The following is a 15,189-nucleotide window of genomic DNA, read 5'->3' as shown; positions in this document are numbered from 1 at the left end:
CCGCCGCGCTAGCTGCTCTCGCTCTTCTCAGGCTGCTTGACCGGCTCCGAATCGGGCACAGCCGGCTTCCCGGCCTCGTCCTTCTCGGCGGCGTCGTCGGCCTCGGCTTCGGCCTTCTCCTCCGGGTCGAAGGTGGCCGGAACGCGCTTGAGGTGCTTGGTCATCGAGCGCACCAGCAGGGCGACGGCGATGAGGAACAGCAGGAGGATCAGGAACCCCAGCGGCGAGGACTTGCCGAAGTCCTCGCCCTGGCCGCCGTTGTCGCCGTTGCCCGGCTGCTGCGCGAGGACGAGGGCGGTCGTGGCGACCGGCGCCGTCACCGGCAACAAGAGACTCATGTGTTCACCTTCTCACGGACGCCCGCGAACAGGTCGTCCTCGGGCAGCGTGCTGTCCACGAGCGAACGGACCAGCTCGTACTCCTCCGTCGGCCACACCCGGCGCTGCATGTCCAGCGGCACGAAGAACCACCGGCTGTTCGGGTCGATCTGGGTGGCGTGCGCCTTCAGCGCCTCGTCGCGGACCTCGAAGTAGTCGGCGCATTCGATGCGCGTGGTGACCCGCTCCATGACGTCCGCGCGGTCCGGGTCCCACTTGCCGAGCCACTCCGCGTACGGCGACTCCAGGCCGGCCTCGACGAGCGCGTCGTGGAAGGCCTGCATGCGGGCGCGGGAGAAGCCGTGCATGTAGTACAGCTTGAGCGCCTGCCACGGCTCGCCCGCCTCGGGGAACTTGTCCGGCTCGGCGGCGGCGTCGAAGGCCGCCATGGAGACCTCGTGGGTGCGGATGTGGTCCGGGTGCGGGTAGCCCCCGTTCTCGTCGTAGGTCAGCACCACGTGCGGGCGGAACTCGCGCATGACCTTGACCAGCTCGCGCACCGGCTCCTCGAGCGGGGTGAGCGCGAAGCAGCCCTCCGGCAGCGGGGGCAGCGGGTCGCCCTCCGGCAGGCCGGAGTCCACGAAACCCAGCCAGCGGTGCTGGACGCCGAGGATCTTGGCGGCCTTGGCCATCTCCTCGCGGCGGATGGCGGACATGTTGGCCAGCACCTCGGGCCGGTCCATGGCCGGGTTGAGGATGCTCCCGGCCTCGCCTCCGGTGCAGGTCACCACCATGACCTCGGCGCCCTCGGCGACGTAGCGCGCCATCGTGGCCGCACCCTTGCTCGACTCGTCGTCGGGATGTGCGTGCACCGCCATGAGACGCAGGCGCGATCCCGTCCCGGACATCAGCTCGTCAGAACCCACCATGCGTCCAACGACCCCTTCTGAATCCCTATTCCGCCCCGGAGAGATACTGCGGTTGCCTCCATTGTCCCCGGGGGTACGACAAGTTCGATCGGAGGCCCGGCACTTGAGCACCGCCAGCGCCCCGCCGTCCCTGCCGGACGGCCGCTACGGGCGGCCGCGCAGGCCGAGCCGCCGCTGGCGGGTGTGGGTCTTCACCGGGATCGCGCTGGTCGTGAGCTGCGCCGTCGCGTGGATCGGGTACGTGAACCTGGGCGCCGCGCCCATCAGTGCGGAACGTGTCACGTTCGAGGAGCTGCCCGGCAACGCGATGACGATCTCGCTGAACGTGACGCGGGACGAGCCGGACCGGCCGGGCGTGTGCATCGTGCGGACGCGGGACATCAGCGGCGCCGAGAGCGGGCGGCGGGAGGTCTACATCCCGGCGAACGACAGCCGGGTCGACGTGGTCGTGCGGAGCATCGACCGCCCGGTCACCGCCGACGTGTACGGCTGCTCATACGACATCCCGGAGTATCTGTCAAGGAGTTAGCGGCCAACGGGGTGAATGACGCGACGAATGCCCGGTTTCTGAGAAAGACACCGGCGCTGACCTGCCCTGCCGTGGTACCCTGATCTACCGGCACGGCCCAGACGGGCCGTGTTTTTCCTTTATCCAGCCGCACTCGATCGAGTGCGGCTGCCGGCATGAACACCCATGTCCGGCAGGCACGACGAGGAGATGGTGGCCGTGAGCGACACCCAGGTGACCTGGCTGACCCAGGAAGCCTACGACAGGCTCAAGCACGAGCTCGACGAGCTGATCGAGAATCGTCCGGTCATCGCTGCGAAGATCAACGCCAGCCGCGAAGAAGGCGACCTCCGCGAGAACGGCGGTTACCACGCTGCCCGCGAGGAGCAGGGCCAGCAGGAGGCCCGCATCCGCCACCTGCAGGAACTCCTGCGGTCGGCGAAGGTCGGCGAGGCCCCCAAGAACGACGGGGTCGCCGAGCCGGGCAAGGTCCTCACCGTGCGTTACGACGGTGACGACGAGGACGAGAAGTTCCTGCTCGCCACGCGCGAAGAGGGCGCCGAGGGCGAACTCGACGTGTACTCCCCCGAGTCGCCCCTGGGCAAGGCCCTGCTGGGCGCCAAGGAAGGCGAGTCGCGCGAGTACGAGCTGCCCAACGGCAGCACGCAGAAGGTGACGCTGGTCAAGGCCGTGCCCTACTCCGGCTGAGACCCACACTTTTTTCGGAGCGGCTGCTCCGGGCGGGAGCATCGTCCGGAGCAGCCGCTTCGCTGTGTGGACAGGTTCGGCGGAGAGCCGACCGACACCCGCGGTTACCGCCGGCCGGCAACGGAAGCCCGGAACCCCCCGAGCCAGCCCCCTCCCGCAACCCGATCCCCAGCCAAATCGGTTGCCAAGATCCGGGGGTAGCGAAGCGCAGCCCGGCGCCCGAGAAACCCGCGTAGCGTCAGGAAACATGAACCCCATCTGCGTGACCTGCGGCATGCAGTACGCCTCCCCCCGCGCGGACTGCCCCATCTGCGAGGACGAGCGCCAGTACGTCCCACCATCGGGCCAGCGGTGGACCGACTTCGCCACGCTCCGAGCCGAGCACGAGCCCCTCATCAAGCAGGAGGGCGAAGGCATCACCGGCATCGCCTGCACCCCGAAGTTCGGCATCGGCCAGCGCGCCCTCTTCGTCGAGACCGCGAGGGGCAACTTCCTCTGGGACCTCACCGCGTACCTGGACGACACGATCGCCGAGCACATCACCAGCCGCGGCGGCATCACCGGCATCGCGATCAGCCACCCGCACTACTACACGACCTGCGTCGAGTGGGCCCACGCCTTCGACGTGCCGGTCTACCTGCACGAAGGCGACCGCGAGTGGATCGGCCGCCCGGACGAGCGCATCGAGTTGTGGAGCGGCGAGACCAAGCAGGTCGGCGACGACCTCACACTGGTCAACCTGGGTGTGCACTTCACCGGCGGCACGGTCCTGCACTGGTCCGGTGGCGAGGACGGCCGGGGCGCGCTGCTGTCCGGCGACATCGTCCAGGTGATCCCGGACCGCCGGTTCGTCGCGTTCATGTACAGCTACCCGAACCTGATCCCGGAGCGGCCGTCGGTCGTGCGGCGCGCCGCGGAGATCCTCGCCGGCTACCGCTTCGACGCAATCTACGGCGCGTGGTGGGACGCGGTGGTGCGGCAGGACGGCTACGACGTCGTGCAGCGCTCGGCCAAGCGCTACCTGGAGTTCGTCTCGTAGGCGAGCCGTTCCAGCAGCGGCCGGACGCGCGGCGGCACGGGCGTGGACAGAGCCAGTGACGTCGACGTGCGCCGCACACCCGGCACGCTCACCACGGCGTCGATGACCCGCTGCAGGTCGTCGTGGTCGCGCGCCACCATCCGGACGAACAGGTCGCCCTGCCCGGTGGTGGCGTGCACCTCGCAGACCTCCTCGATGGCGTCCAGAGCCTCGGACACCGAGGTGCGCTGGCCCTGCGCGATCTCGATCACCGCGAACGCGGTCAGCCCGTACCCCATGGCCGCCAGGTTCAGCTGCGGCGGGAAGCCGCCGAGGATGCCCTGTTCGGTGAGCCGGTCCAGGCGCGCCTGCACGGTGCCCCTGGCGACGCCGAGCCGGCGCGCGCACTCCAGCACGTTCAGCCGCGGCGCGTCGGTGAGCAACAGCAACAGCCGGGCGTCGAGCGCGTCCACCGCATCCTCCTGGTCACATTGCCCGATTTGATAGATCATCCTCGGCGAACACTGGTCAATTTGTCCAGAGAATGGCGCCACTGTTGCCCAGGATGCGACGAACTACGCATTCTGCCAGACATGACGAACGCTCTCGACGATGTCGACTACGACCAGTTGCGCCAGCTCGTCGGTTTGGTCGAGCACGATGAGACCGCCGATCCGTTCCCCGTGAAATCGCTCGATGCCGTCGTGTTCATCGCCGGCAACGCCACCCAGACCGCGTGGTACTACCAGCACGCGTTCGGCATGCGGCTCGTCGCCTACGCCGGGCCGGAGACCGGGCAGCCGGACCACAAGGCGTTCGTGCTGAAGTCGGGTTCCGCGCGCTTCGTCATCACCGGCGGCGTCCGCCCGGACTCCCCGCTGCTCGACCACCACCGCCGCCACGGCGACGGCGTCGTCGACCTCGCGCTCGAAGTGTCCGATGTGGACAAGTGCGTCGCACACGCGCGCGCCCAGGGCGCCACGGTCCTGGAGGAGCCGCACGACGTCTCCGACGAGCACGGCATCGTGCGCAGGGCCGCGATCGCGACCTACGGCGAGACCCGGCACAGCCTCGTCGACCGCTCCCGCTACACCGGCCCGTACCTGCCCGGCTTCCAGGCGCGGGAGACGCCGCAGCGCAAGCGGCTGTTCCAGGCCGTCGACCACTGCGTCGGCAACGTGGAGCTCGGCAAGATGGACCACTGGGTCGACTGGTACCACCGCGTCATGGGCTTCACGAACATGGCGGAGTTCGTCGGCGACGACATCGCCACCGAGTACTCGGCGCTGATGAGCAAGGTCGTCGCCAACGGCAACCACCGGGTGAAGTTCCCGCTCAACGAGCCCGCAGTGGCGAAGAAGAAGTCGCAGATCGACGAGTACCTGGAGTTCTACGGCGGCGCCGGGTGCCAGCACATCGCGCTGGCCACCAACGACATCGTCGGCACGGTCACCGCGATGCGCGCCGCCGGCGTGGAGTTCCTGGACACCCCGGACTCCTACTACGACGATCCGGCGCTGCGCGCGCGGATCGGCGAGGTGCGGGTGCCGATCGAGACACTGAAGGAACACCGGATCCTGGTCGACCGCGACGAGGACGGCTACCTGCTGCAGATCTTCACCAAGCCCGTCGGCGACCGGCCCACGGTCTTCTACGAGCTGATCGAACGGCACGGCTCGCTCGGCTTCGGCAAGGGCAACTTCAAGGCCCTGTTCGAGGCTATCGAGCGCGAGCAGGAGCGGCGCGGCAACCTCTAGCCGACGACGGTGAACCCGGCGCGCTGGAGTTCGGCGTGGACCTCCTCGCAGTGGTCGGGCCCGCGGGTCTCCAACTTGAGCGCGATCTCGACCTCGCCGAGGGCCAGCGCGCCGGAGATCCGCGAGTGCTCGACGTCGAGGACGTTCGCGCCCAGGTCCCGCACCCGGGACAGCACCGACACCAGCGACCCCGGCCGGTCCGGCACGCGCAGCCGCAGCGCGAGGTAGCGCCCGCCCGCCGTCATGCCGTGCTGGATGATCTGCAGCAGCAGCAACGGGTCCACGTTGCCGCCGGACACCACGGCCACCACCGGCGCCGCGAACTCGCCGGGGTACTGCAGCAACGCCGCCACCGCCGCCGCACCCGCCGGCTCCACGACCAGCTTGCGGCGCTCCAAGCACAGCAGTACCGCGCGGGACAGCGACTCCTCCGACACCGTGAGGACGTCGTCGACCTTCGCGGCCACGTGTGCGAAGCTCACCGGCCCCGGCTGGCCGACCGCGATGCCGTCGGCCATCGTCTGCATCTCACGCAGGCGCACCGGGCCACCGGCCGCGAGCGACGGCGGGAACGCGGCCGCGTCCTCGGCCTGCACCGCGACGACCCGCACGTCCGGCCGCGACGCCTTCACCGCGCACGCCACGCCCGCGACGAGCCCGCCGCCGCCGGTCGGCACCAGCACCGTGGCCGCCTCCGGCACTTGCTCCAGGATCTCCAGCCCGACGGTGCCCTGCCCGGCGATGATGTCCGCGTGGTCGAAGGGGTGGATGAACACCGCGCCGGTCCGCTCCGCGAACGCGATCGCCTCGGCCAGGGTCTCCTCCAGCACGTCACCGTGCAGGTGGACGTCCGCGCCGTAGCCGCGGGTGGCGGCCAGCTTGGGCAGCGGCGCGCGGGTCGGCATGAAGACGGTCGACGAGATGCCCAGCAGCGACGCCGCGAGCGCGACGCCCTGCGCGTGGTTGCCCGCGCTGGCGGCCACGACCCCACGGGCCCGCTCCTCGGCGCTCAGCCCGTGCAGACGGGTGTAGGCGCCGCGGATCTTGAACGAGCCGGTGCGCTGCAGGTTCTCGCACTTCAGGTGGACCGGGCCGCCGTGCGCCCGCTCCAGGTCACGGGCGTGCTCCATCGGCGTGACGCGGATGATCCCCTCGAGCAGCTTCCGCGCCTCGCGGATGCGGTCGACGTCCACCAGATCCATATCCCGGATCATGCCACTCGCACCTCACGGGTTTCGGTACCCTGGGAGCCGGTCAGTACGGCGAATCGGGAGTAGCCATGCCAGCACGGGGTGAAACGGGCGGACGGGTCCGCCGCGCCACGCGTGCGGCCGGCCTGCTGCCGTTGGTCGCGGGCGTCACGTCCGCCCTGGCCCTCACCGGCGCGGCGGTCTACACGGTCGACAGGGCCAACTGCGGCGACCCGGCCCAGTACATCCGGCACGACAACTACGTCGAGCTGGTCGGCGGGTGCGTGAACGGCTCCGACCTGGAGGGCATCCGCACCGGCACCACCACCGGGGACGCCAAGACGGCCGAGCTGAACAACTACCGGCCCTGACCGAGCGGGGAAGCGCCGCGACGCTCCCCCGCCGTCGCCTCTCAGCCCAGCGCAGCCCGCAGGTCGTCGCTCAGGTCGCGGACGTCCTCGATGCCGACGGACAGCCGCAGCAGGTCGTCGGGCACCTGGAGCATCGAGCCGGCCACGCTCGCGTGCGTCATCTGGCCCGGGTGCTCGATCAGCGATTCGATGCCGCCGAGCGACTCGGCCAGGATGAACAGCTCCGTGCGCGCCGCGGTGTCCAGCGCGGCCTGCCTGCCGTCGACGTGGCGGAACGAGATCATGCCGCCGAAGCGGCGCATCTGCTTGGCCGCCACCTCGTGGCCGTCGTGCCCGGGCAGGCCCGGGTAGTACACCTCGGCGACCTTCGGGTGCGCCGACAGCATCTCGGCGATCTGCTCCGCGTTGTCGCAGTGCCGGTCCATCCGCACGGCGAGGGTCTTGAGCCCGCGCAGGGTGAGCCAGGCGTCGAACGGGCCGGGCACCGCGCCCGCCGAGTTGCGCAGGAAGAACAGCTGGTCGCGCAGCTCGTCCTCGCTGGTCAGCACGGCGCCGCCGACGACGTCGGAGTGGCCGCCGAGGTACTTGGTGGTCGAGTGCACGACGATGTCGGCGCCCAGCGCCAGCGGCGTCTGCAGGTACGGCGTCGCGAACGTGTTGTCGACGACGAGGCGGGCACCGGCGCCGTGGGCGATTTCCGCCAGCACCGCGAGGTCGGCGATGCCGAGCAGCGGGTTGGACGGCGTCTCGCACCAGATCAGCTTGGTTTCGGGGCGGATCGCGGCACGCACCTCGTCCGGGTTCGCCAGGTCCGCGACCCCGTATTCGACGCCCCACAGCTTCAGCACCTTGTCGATCAGCCGGAAGGTGCCGCCGTAGGCGTCGTTGCCCAGGACCAGGTGGTCGCCGGGGCGCAGCACGGTGCGCAGGACCGCGTCGGTGGCGGCCATGCCGGAGGCGAACGCCAGGCCGTGCCGCGCGCCCTCGAGCGAGGCCAGGGCCTGCTCCAGCGCGGTGCGCGTCGGGTTCGCGGTGCGGGAGTACTCGTAGTCACCCTCGCGGGTGCCCCCGACGCCGTCCTGCGCGTAGGTGGAGGTCTGGTAGATGGGCACGATGACCGCACCTGTCCGCGGGTCAGGCTCCTGACCTGCGTGGATGGCGCGCGTCTCGAAGCCGGAGCGGGAAAGGTCGTGCGTCATTTCCCCAGCCTACGACCAGCCCTGGGTCACCCATCGTCCGGTCGGCGGCAGGCACGCCAGCACCAGCGTGCCGATCGCGGGCACGCACAGCACGCCGACGTAGCCGAGCGGCACGTCACCGTCGAGGAGGCCGAGGAAGTACACCCCGAACGCGCCGAGCACCAGCACCAGCAGGTACACGAAGAGCGCCGCGGCCGCGCCGATGATCGTCGCGACGCGGCCGAACTCCTTGGCCAGCACGAGCCCGACCCCGCCGGTGATGAGGGCCGCGGCGAGCACCAGGTGCGTGGCGAACGTCAGGAGGCTGCGCCCGAGGTCGCCGTCGCCGGCGAGCAGCACCGCGCCACCGGCGACGCCGACCAGGTGGAACAGGCCGCCGAGCAGGGCCAGGACGGCCGCCGTGATGCCGGCGCCGCCGCCGCGGGATGCCGCGGCCGCTTCGGATTGGGACGGAAAGGTCACCACTACCAACTACCAGCCGGGCGGTGCCGCAGGTACCGGAAGGTCCAGGGAAGCACCGCGAGGACGAACACGAGCGGGCCGCCGACCACCGCGCCGACGCGCACGAACGCGTCGTCGGGGGCGAAGCGGAACATGGCGGCGAAGAAGTCCCCGAAGTAGCCGGGGTAGAGCAGGACCGGTTCGCAGATCACCGCGGCGACCGCGAGCAGCCCGCCGACCAGCAGCAACACCGCACCGGCGACCGCGCGGAAGAACGTGGTCAGCGCGCCGGCGAGCAGGACCAGCGCGGCGGCCGAGTAGACGCCGAGGACGCCACGCACCTCGCCGTCCATGCCGGCGAAGCCGTAGTCGACGAAGAACTTCAACGGCAGGTAGCCCAGCAGGCCGGCCAGCACCAGCCCGAGCAGGCCGGCGAGGATCGCGGTGGTCCCGCTGGGGCGCGGCTCGTGGCCGTTTCGACTCGTCACAGCGCCCCCGGGGGATCGGTCCGTTCCGGCGCTCACCCTAGCCGCGTTCCCGGCGCACGGACATCAACTGGGAAAAAGACGATGCCCCCGGCACGCGCCGGGGGCATCGTCGTCAGATCAGCTGGTCACCACTGCTGGGGCGGCTGACCGGGCTGGCCGTACTGGCCGGGCTGCTGCGGCGGCTGGCCGTACTGACCCGGCTGCTGGCCGTACTGGCCCGGCTGGCCGTAGCCGGGCTGCTGCCCGTACTGGCCGGGCTGACCGTAACCGGGCTGCTGCGGCGGCTGACCGTACTGACCGGGTTGGCCGGGCTGCGGGAAGCCACCGCTCTGCGGGTTCGGCCCACCGGGCTGGCCGTACTGTGCCTGGCCGTGCTGGGGCTGGCCGTGGGGCTGCCCGAACTGACCGGGCTGACCCGGCTGCGGGAAGCCACCGCTCTGCGGTCCACCGAAGCCGCCGGGACCGCCGAAGCCACCCGGGCCGCCCTGCTGACCGCCACCCTCGCCGAGACCGACGAACTGCTTCGTGGCCGGGACGATGCCGAGCGCACCGATCGCCAGCACCACGATGCCGAAGATCATGTACATGATCGCCTTGCCGGGCGTGTCGACCTCGCTCGGGAACGCGGTCATGAACAGGATCGCGAACAGCAGGAGGAGGAACCCGCCGACCGCGGTGACGATCGGCGCGATCTTCTTCAGCGAGGCGCTGAGGCGCCCGGCGAGCGCGATCAGCACGCCACCACCCAGCGCCGCGAGGCCGCCGACCAGGATCATGATCAGGTAGAACCAGACCAGGCCCGGGCTCGGCAGACCGTACTGGTCGGCCTGCTCGCGGATCCCCTCGTACACGTCCGAGTAGTCACTCGCGTCGCCGAAGTCGACCAGGACGAAGATGGCCGAGAGCAGACCCAGGAGCGCGGCGACACCGCCGGCGATGTAGCCGAAGAGCGCGTTGCCCCCACCGGCGCCGCCGCCCTGCTGGGGGTAGCCCGGCGCGCCGAAGCCCTGCGGCTGGCCGAACCCACCCGACGGCGGGCCGTAGCCCTGCGGCGGCTGGCCGTACGGGCCCGGCTGCTGCTGCCCGAAACCGGGCTGCTGCTGGCCGAAGCCCTGCTGCCCGAAGCCCTGCTGGGGATTCACCGCACTGGGGTTGTCCGCGGCGCTCGGCGGCGGCGAGTACGGGATGGCCGGCGGCTGGGAGCCCGGGGGCACCAGCTGCGTGGACTCCGCGCCCGGCTGCTCACCCGGGTTGACCTTCTGCGTGGCGTTCGGGTCCCCACCCGGCTGGACCACCTGGGTCGGCTCCGCGGTCTCGCCGAACGAGCCGCCCTCGGACGGCTGCGACTGGCCGGGCTGCACGACCTGGGTCGGCTCCGACGAGCCGAACGGGTTGTCTTGCTGCTGCTGGGGACCGCTCGGCGGGCCCTGAGGCGGCTGACCGCCACCCCAAGGCTGGTTGGGCGGCTGCGGAGCGCTCATGTGGGTCTTGAACCCCCTCGAGAGGACTGACAGTGCGTATTCACGTTGATCCGGGTGGCCACACGCTATCGGATACCGGTCATAGACGCTCGTAACGCCCCGACGGTTCCGCGCGATGAAGTCTGGTTCACCGTCCGGCGAGGTAGCCCAGCAGGTCGTGCCGGGTGAGCACGCCGGCGGGCTTGCCGTCGACCAGCACGAGCGCGCCGTCCGCGTTGGACAGGGCCTTCATCGCCGCGCCGACGCCCTCGCTGGCGCCGATGGTCGGCAGCGGCGGCGACATGTGCTTGTCCAGCCGGTCGGCGAGCTGGGCCTTCCCGGTGAACAGGGCCTCCAGCAGCTCCCGCTCGTTGACGGCGCCGACCACCTCGGCGGCCATCACCGGCGGCTCGGCGCTGACCACCGGCATCTGGCTGACGTCGAACTCGGACAGGATCGCGACAGCCTCGGCGACCGTCTCGTTCGGGTGGGTGTGGACCAGGTCGGGCAGCGATCCGGTCTTGGCGCGCAGCACGTCGCCGACCGTGGCGCCGGAGGAGTCCGGCGGCAGGAAGCCGTAACCGGCCATCCACTGGTCGTTGAAGACCTTGCCCAGGTAACCGCGGCCGCCGTCGGGCAGGAGCACCACGATGACGTCGTCCGGGCCGAGCCGCTCCGCGAGCTTGAGCGCGGCCGCGACCGCCATTCCGCACGAGCCGCCGACCAGCAGGCCCTCCTCGAGCGCGAGGCGGCGGGTGACGGCGAAGGACTCGGCGTCGGAGATGGCGATGATCTCGTCGGCGATGCCGCGGTCGTAGGTGTCCGGCCAGAAGTCCTCGCCGACGCCTTCGACCAGGTAGGGCCGCCCGGTGCCGCCGGAGTAGACCGAGCCCTCCGGGTCGGCGCCGACGACCTTGACGCGGCCCTGGGAGGCTTCCTTCAGGTAGCGGCCGGTGCCGGAGATCGTGCCGCCGGTGCCCACGCCGGCGACGAAGTGGGTGATCTTTCCGTCCGTCTGCTGCCAGATCTCGGGGCCGGTCGAGTGGTAGTGGCTCTCCGGGTTCTGCTGGTTGGCGTACTGGTTGGGCTTCCAGGCGCCCTCGATCTCCTGCACCAGCCGGTCGGAGACGGAGTAGTAGGAGTCCGGGTGCTCGGGCGGGACGGCGGTCGGGCACACCACGACGCGGGCGCCGTAGGCCTTCAGCACGTTGCGCTTGTCCTCGCTCACCTTGTCCGGGCAGACGAAGACGCACTGGTAGCCCTTGCGCTGGGCGACCATCGCCAGGCCGACGCCGGTGTTGCCGGAGGTCGGCTCCACGATGGTGCCGCCGGGCTTGAGCTCGCCGGAGGCTTCGGCGGCTTCGACCATCCGCAGCGCGATGCGGTCCTTCACGCTGCCGCCTGGGTTGAAGTACTCCACCTTCGCCAGCACGAGCGGCGCCAGGCCCTCGGTGAGGGAGTTCAGCTTGACCAGCGGGGTGTTGCCCACGAGGTCGACGATGTGCTCGACGTAGTCCACGGCCCCACCCTAGACGTGGTACTGGTCGCGTAGGGGTTTGACCGCGCGCTCCCAAGGTGCAGGATGTGGGTAAGCACGCGCTTAGTCCGACCCGAAGGAGTGTCAAGCCATGCCTGAAGCCGTCATCGTCTCCGCGGCGCGTTCGCCCATCGGCCGCGCCGGGAAGGGCTCGCTGGTGAGCATGCGGCCGGACGACCTGGCCGCGCAGATGGTCCGCGCCGCGCTGGACAAGGTGCCGCAGCTGGACCCGAAGGACATCGACGACCTCATGCTCGGCTGCGGCCTGCCCGGCGGCGAGTCGGGCTTCAACATGGGCCGCGCCGTCGCGGTCCAGCTCGGCTACGACCACCTGCCCGGCTGCACCATCACCCGCTACTGCTCCTCCAGCCTGCAGACCACCCGGATGGCGCTGCACGCGATCAAGGCGGGCGAAGGTGACGTGTTCATCTCCGCCGGGGTGGAGACGGTGTCGCGGTTCGCGAAGGGCAGCTCGGACTCCTGGCCCGACACGCACAACCCGCTGTTCGCCGACGCCGAGGCCCGCACCGCCAAGGTCGCGGCCGAGGGCAGCGACACCTGGGTGGACCCGCGCGAGAATGGGCAGCTGCCCGACGTCTACATCGCGATGGGCCAGACCGCGGAGAACCTCGCCCGCCTGAAGAACGTCTCCCGCGAGGAGATGGACGAGTTCGGCGTGCGGTCGCAGAACCTGGCGGAGAAGGCCATCGCGGACGGGTTCTGGGCCAAGGACATCACGCCGGTGACCCTGCCCGACGGCACGGTCGTGTCGAAGGACGACGGTCCGCGCGCCGGCGTGACGATCGAGGGCGTGTCCGGCCTGAAGCCGGTGTTCCGCCCCGACGGCCGGGTCACCGCGGGCAACTGCTGCCCGCTCAACGACGGCGCCGCCGCGCTGGTGATCATGTCCGACACCAAGGCGAAGCAGCTCGGCATCACGCCGCTGGCGCGGGTCGTGTCGACCGGCGTGTCCGGTCTGTCGCCGGAGATCATGGGCTACGGCCCGGTCGAGGCGTCGCAGCGCGCGCTGGCCCGCGCCGGGATGTCCATCGGCGACATCGACCTGGTCGAGATCAACGAGGCGTTCGCCGCGCAGGTCATCCCGTCCTACAAGGACCTGGGCATCGACATCGAGCGGCTGAACGTCAACGGCGGCGCGATCGCCGTCGGCCACCCGTTCGGCATGACCGGCGCCCGCATCACCTCGACGCTGATCAACTCGCTGCAGCACCACGACAAGCAGTGGGGCCTGGAGACGATGTGCGTCGGCGGCGGCCAGGGCATGGCGATGGTCATCGAGCGGCTGAGCTGACCCGCACGCGAAAAGGGGCCCGGCTGCGTGCCGGGCCCCTTTTTCGGGTGCGTGGATCAGGCGCTGGCGCCGTTCTTCGCGACCGCGCACATGGTGGTGGCGGGCTCGGAGTAGGTGACCGCGCCGTCGATCTCGAGACCCTCACAGGCGGCCTCGTCGGCCTGGCCGGTGACGACCTTGAGGAACTCGATCTCGGCCGTCGGGTCGGTGCAGGGGACCCGCTTGTAGCCGTCGGTCGAGGACGTCACGTTGGCGAAGCAGTCGCCGTCGTGCGCGTTGATCATCAGGCAGAGCTTGTAGTCGCCGCGGCCGCTGACGCTGTACTCGTCGTAGTCACCGGTCGGGCAGCTGTCGGACGCGTTGTCCAGCTTGACCGCGATCTTGACGTTCGCGTTCTGGTCGCCGCAGTCCTTCTTCGTCGGCTCGTCGCCGTTGGTCTTGAACTCGGTGATCTGCAGGCAGTCGCCGACCGCGGCCGATGCCGGGGACCCGACGAAGTTGATGATCGCGGCGATGCCGACACCGACCACCACGACGATCGGCAGGACGATCCGCAGCCAGGTGAGCTTGCTCTTCTTGGCGGGCTGGCCGGGCGGCGGGCCGAACGGCTGCCCCGGCGGGGGCCCGAACGAGCCGGGCTGACCGGGCTGACCCGGCGGCGGGAAGGCCGGCGGGGCGCCGGCGGGCTGCCCGAACTGGCCCGGCTGACCGGGCTGGCCCGGCTGGCCGAACCCGCCGGGAGCGCCCTGGTTGCCGGCGGGCGGCTGGTTGCCGAAGGGCGCCGGCTGCCCTCCAGGCGCAGCCGGCGGTGGGGGGACGCTCACGCGAACCTCACAAGTGTGAACTGGACAGGAGTCCTCGTATCCAACACTGCGTAGTCAACGAGACGATCACCGGGCCACCGAAAGGGTGAGCACAAAACAGAAGGACACCCGGTTGGTAACCGAGTGTCCTTCTGATGTTCGACCGAGGCGCTAGTCGTTCTGCAGGTACGACAGGAGGCGGAGGATCTCCAGGTAGAGCCAGACCAGGGTGGTCATCAGGCCGAACGCGGCGAACCACGCCCACTTGGCCGGCATGCCCTGGCGGATCATCTGGTCCGCCATGTCGAAGTCGAGCAGGAAGTTGAACGCCGCGACACCGATCACGACCAGGCTGAAGATGATCGCGAGCGCGCCGCCGTCCCGCAGGCCCATGTTCACGCCGAACAGGCCGAGCACGAGGTTGGCGAGCATGAGGATCGCGACACCGGCGGTGGCGCCGATGATCCACTTCGTGAGCTTCGGCGTGACCTTCACGGCGCCGGTCTTGTAGACCACCAGCATCGCGACGAAGACACCCGCCGTGCCCAGGATCGCCTGCAGCGCGATGCCCGGGTAGATGAACTCGAAGAGCCCGGTGATCGCACCGAGGAACACACCCTCGGCGGCCGAGTACAGCAGCGTCATCGGGCCGCTCGGCTTCTGCCGGAAGATCATGATCAGCGACAGCACCAAGCCGACGACCATGCTGCCGAGCATCAGCCCGAGCACCGGGCCGAGCGCCTGCGCGTCGGCCTGGGTGTGGGCCCAGATCGCCGCGATCACACCGGTGACCAGTGCGGTGCCGAGGCTCGCGCCGGTCTTGATGACGACGTCGTCGACCGTCATGGGGCGTTCGGTCGCCGGCGCCTGCTGCGCGCCGTACCCCGACGGCATGCCGTAGCCGGGCATGCCCTGGGGCTGGTTGAAGCCTACGTTCGGCCCGTAGGAGCCGTATCCCGCACTGCCGGTGGGCAGGTTGCGGAACGCTGGGTTGCTTGTGGAACGCACCTGATCCTCCTGGATCTACTGGCACCTGCATCAGGTTCAACGTCGGCAGCGCCCTGCCGGTTCCCGTCAAGTAAAGGCGACTTTACTCGCGTCCACTGATCGTTCCGGGGACCCGGTGCACTATGACTGTGGTCACGACTGCC

Annotated in this window: 17 protein-coding genes; 6 read left to right on the top strand and 11 right to left on the bottom strand. The window is 70.3% G+C overall.

Annotation, left to right across the window (positions count from 1 at the left end; genetic code table 11):
* Positions 1 to 8 precede the first annotated feature (8 nt).
* Positions 9 to 338 carry a hypothetical protein gene (locus ACCP09_RS17700; protein WP_027934087.1) on the bottom strand — a complete coding sequence of 110 codons (330 nt, stop codon included), beginning with the start codon at positions 336 to 338 and terminating at the stop codon, positions 9 to 11.
* On the bottom strand, positions 335 to 1,246 hold the full coding sequence (gene mca, locus ACCP09_RS17695) for a mycothiol conjugate amidase Mca (protein ID WP_017984807.1): 912 nt from the start codon (positions 1,244 to 1,246) through the stop codon (positions 335 to 337). The genes ACCP09_RS17700 and mca overlap by 4 nt, the downstream gene beginning before the upstream one ends.
* A gap of 103 nt (positions 1,247 to 1,349) precedes the next feature.
* Here mca and ACCP09_RS17690 point away from each other — a divergent pair, with 103 nt between their 5' ends.
* The 3 genes from ACCP09_RS17690 (at position 1,350) to ACCP09_RS17680 (ending at position 3,501) form a co-directional block, all read left to right on the top strand.
* Positions 1,350 to 1,775 carry a DUF4307 domain-containing protein gene (locus tag ACCP09_RS17690; RefSeq protein WP_017984808.1) on the top strand — a complete coding sequence of 142 codons (426 nt, stop codon included), beginning with the start codon at positions 1,350 to 1,352 and terminating at the stop codon, positions 1,773 to 1,775.
* A gap of 189 nt (positions 1,776 to 1,964) precedes the next feature.
* On the top strand, positions 1,965 to 2,462 hold the full coding sequence (gene greA, locus ACCP09_RS17685) for a transcription elongation factor GreA (protein ID WP_026153483.1): 498 nt from the start codon (positions 1,965 to 1,967) through the stop codon (positions 2,460 to 2,462).
* Between the two features lie 247 nt (positions 2,463 to 2,709).
* Positions 2,710 to 3,501 (top strand): MBL fold metallo-hydrolase, encoded by a 792-nt coding sequence (locus tag ACCP09_RS17680; RefSeq protein WP_433747973.1) that lies wholly within the window; start codon positions 2,710 to 2,712, stop codon positions 3,499 to 3,501.
* On the opposite strand, the gene ACCP09_RS17675 is transcribed toward ACCP09_RS17680, so the two are convergent.
* Entirely contained in the window at positions 3,480 to 3,992 is a 513-nt protein-coding gene (locus ACCP09_RS17675; RefSeq protein ID WP_123684903.1) for an Lrp/AsnC family transcriptional regulator, read from the bottom strand. The genes ACCP09_RS17680 and ACCP09_RS17675 overlap by 22 nt on opposite strands.
* 81 nt (positions 3,993 to 4,073) lie before the next feature.
* Here ACCP09_RS17675 and hppD point away from each other — a divergent pair, with 81 nt between their 5' ends.
* Positions 4,074 to 5,237 carry a 4-hydroxyphenylpyruvate dioxygenase gene (gene hppD / locus ACCP09_RS17670; RefSeq protein WP_027934083.1) on the top strand — a complete coding sequence of 388 codons (1,164 nt, stop codon included), beginning with the start codon at positions 4,074 to 4,076 and terminating at the stop codon, positions 5,235 to 5,237.
* Here hppD and ilvA read toward each other — a convergent pair.
* The gene (gene ilvA / locus ACCP09_RS17665; RefSeq protein ID WP_017984813.1) at positions 5,234 to 6,439 is read right to left on the bottom strand and encodes a threonine ammonia-lyase; all 1,206 of its coding nucleotides are present in this window, start codon (positions 6,437 to 6,439) and stop codon (positions 5,234 to 5,236) included. The two genes, hppD and ilvA, sit on opposite strands and share 4 nt — an antisense overlap.
* 77 nt (positions 6,440 to 6,516) lie before the next feature.
* On the opposite strand from ilvA, the gene ACCP09_RS17660 reads away from it, so the two are divergent.
* Complete coding sequence (locus ACCP09_RS17660) at positions 6,517 to 6,798, top strand: hypothetical protein (RefSeq protein ID WP_123684902.1); 282 nt, start codon at positions 6,517 to 6,519, stop codon at positions 6,796 to 6,798.
* A 41-nt stretch (positions 6,799 to 6,839) separates the two neighbouring features.
* Here the strand turns inward: ACCP09_RS17660 and ACCP09_RS17655 are convergent, their stop codons facing one another.
* The 5 genes from ACCP09_RS17655 to ACCP09_RS17635 form a co-directional block, all read right to left on the bottom strand.
* Positions 6,840 to 7,997 (bottom strand): cystathionine gamma-synthase, encoded by a 1,158-nt coding sequence (locus ACCP09_RS17655; protein WP_433747968.1) that lies wholly within the window; start codon positions 7,995 to 7,997, stop codon positions 6,840 to 6,842.
* 9 nt (positions 7,998 to 8,006) lie between these two features.
* Complete coding sequence (locus ACCP09_RS17650; RefSeq protein WP_228685079.1) at positions 8,007 to 8,459, bottom strand: hypothetical protein; 453 nt, start codon at positions 8,457 to 8,459, stop codon at positions 8,007 to 8,009.
* 2 nt (positions 8,460 to 8,461) lie between these two features.
* Positions 8,462 to 8,926: a hypothetical protein gene (locus ACCP09_RS17645; protein WP_433747965.1), complete on the bottom strand. Its 465-nt coding sequence runs from the start codon at positions 8,924 to 8,926 to the stop codon at positions 8,462 to 8,464.
* Between the two features lie 125 nt (positions 8,927 to 9,051).
* Positions 9,052 to 10,407: a hypothetical protein gene (locus ACCP09_RS17640; RefSeq protein WP_433747963.1), complete on the bottom strand. Its 1,356-nt coding sequence runs from the start codon at positions 10,405 to 10,407 to the stop codon at positions 9,052 to 9,054.
* Between the two features lie 127 nt (positions 10,408 to 10,534).
* Positions 10,535 to 11,905, bottom strand: coding sequence for a cystathionine beta-synthase (locus ACCP09_RS17635; protein ID WP_027934077.1), 1,371 nt, complete (start codon positions 11,903 to 11,905; stop codon positions 10,535 to 10,537).
* Positions 11,906 to 12,014: 109 nt separating this feature from the next.
* Here ACCP09_RS17635 and ACCP09_RS17630 point away from each other — a divergent pair, with 109 nt between their 5' ends.
* Complete coding sequence (locus ACCP09_RS17630; protein WP_017984820.1) at positions 12,015 to 13,235, top strand: acetyl-CoA C-acetyltransferase; 1,221 nt, start codon at positions 12,015 to 12,017, stop codon at positions 13,233 to 13,235.
* Between the two features lie 56 nt (positions 13,236 to 13,291).
* Here ACCP09_RS17630 and ACCP09_RS17625 read toward each other — a convergent pair whose 3' ends face one another.
* Positions 13,292 to 14,059: an LppU/SCO3897 family protein gene (locus ACCP09_RS17625; RefSeq protein ID WP_378334098.1), complete on the bottom strand. Its 768-nt coding sequence runs from the start codon at positions 14,057 to 14,059 to the stop codon at positions 13,292 to 13,294.
* 150 nt (positions 14,060 to 14,209) lie between these two features.
* A complete protein-coding gene (locus ACCP09_RS17620; protein WP_027934075.1) occupies positions 14,210 to 15,046 on the bottom strand; it encodes a Bax inhibitor-1/YccA family protein in 837 nt (278 codons plus the stop codon).
* Positions 15,047 to 15,189 lie beyond the last annotated feature (143 nt).

This window comes from Amycolatopsis sp. 3B14 (assembly GCF_050958625.1).
Taxonomy (GTDB): domain Bacteria; phylum Actinomycetota; class Actinomycetes; order Mycobacteriales; family Pseudonocardiaceae; genus Amycolatopsis_E; species Amycolatopsis_E thermoflava.
The sequence above is the reverse complement of the archived record's forward strand: the minus strand, read 5'-3'. Positions and strand labels throughout refer to the sequence as shown.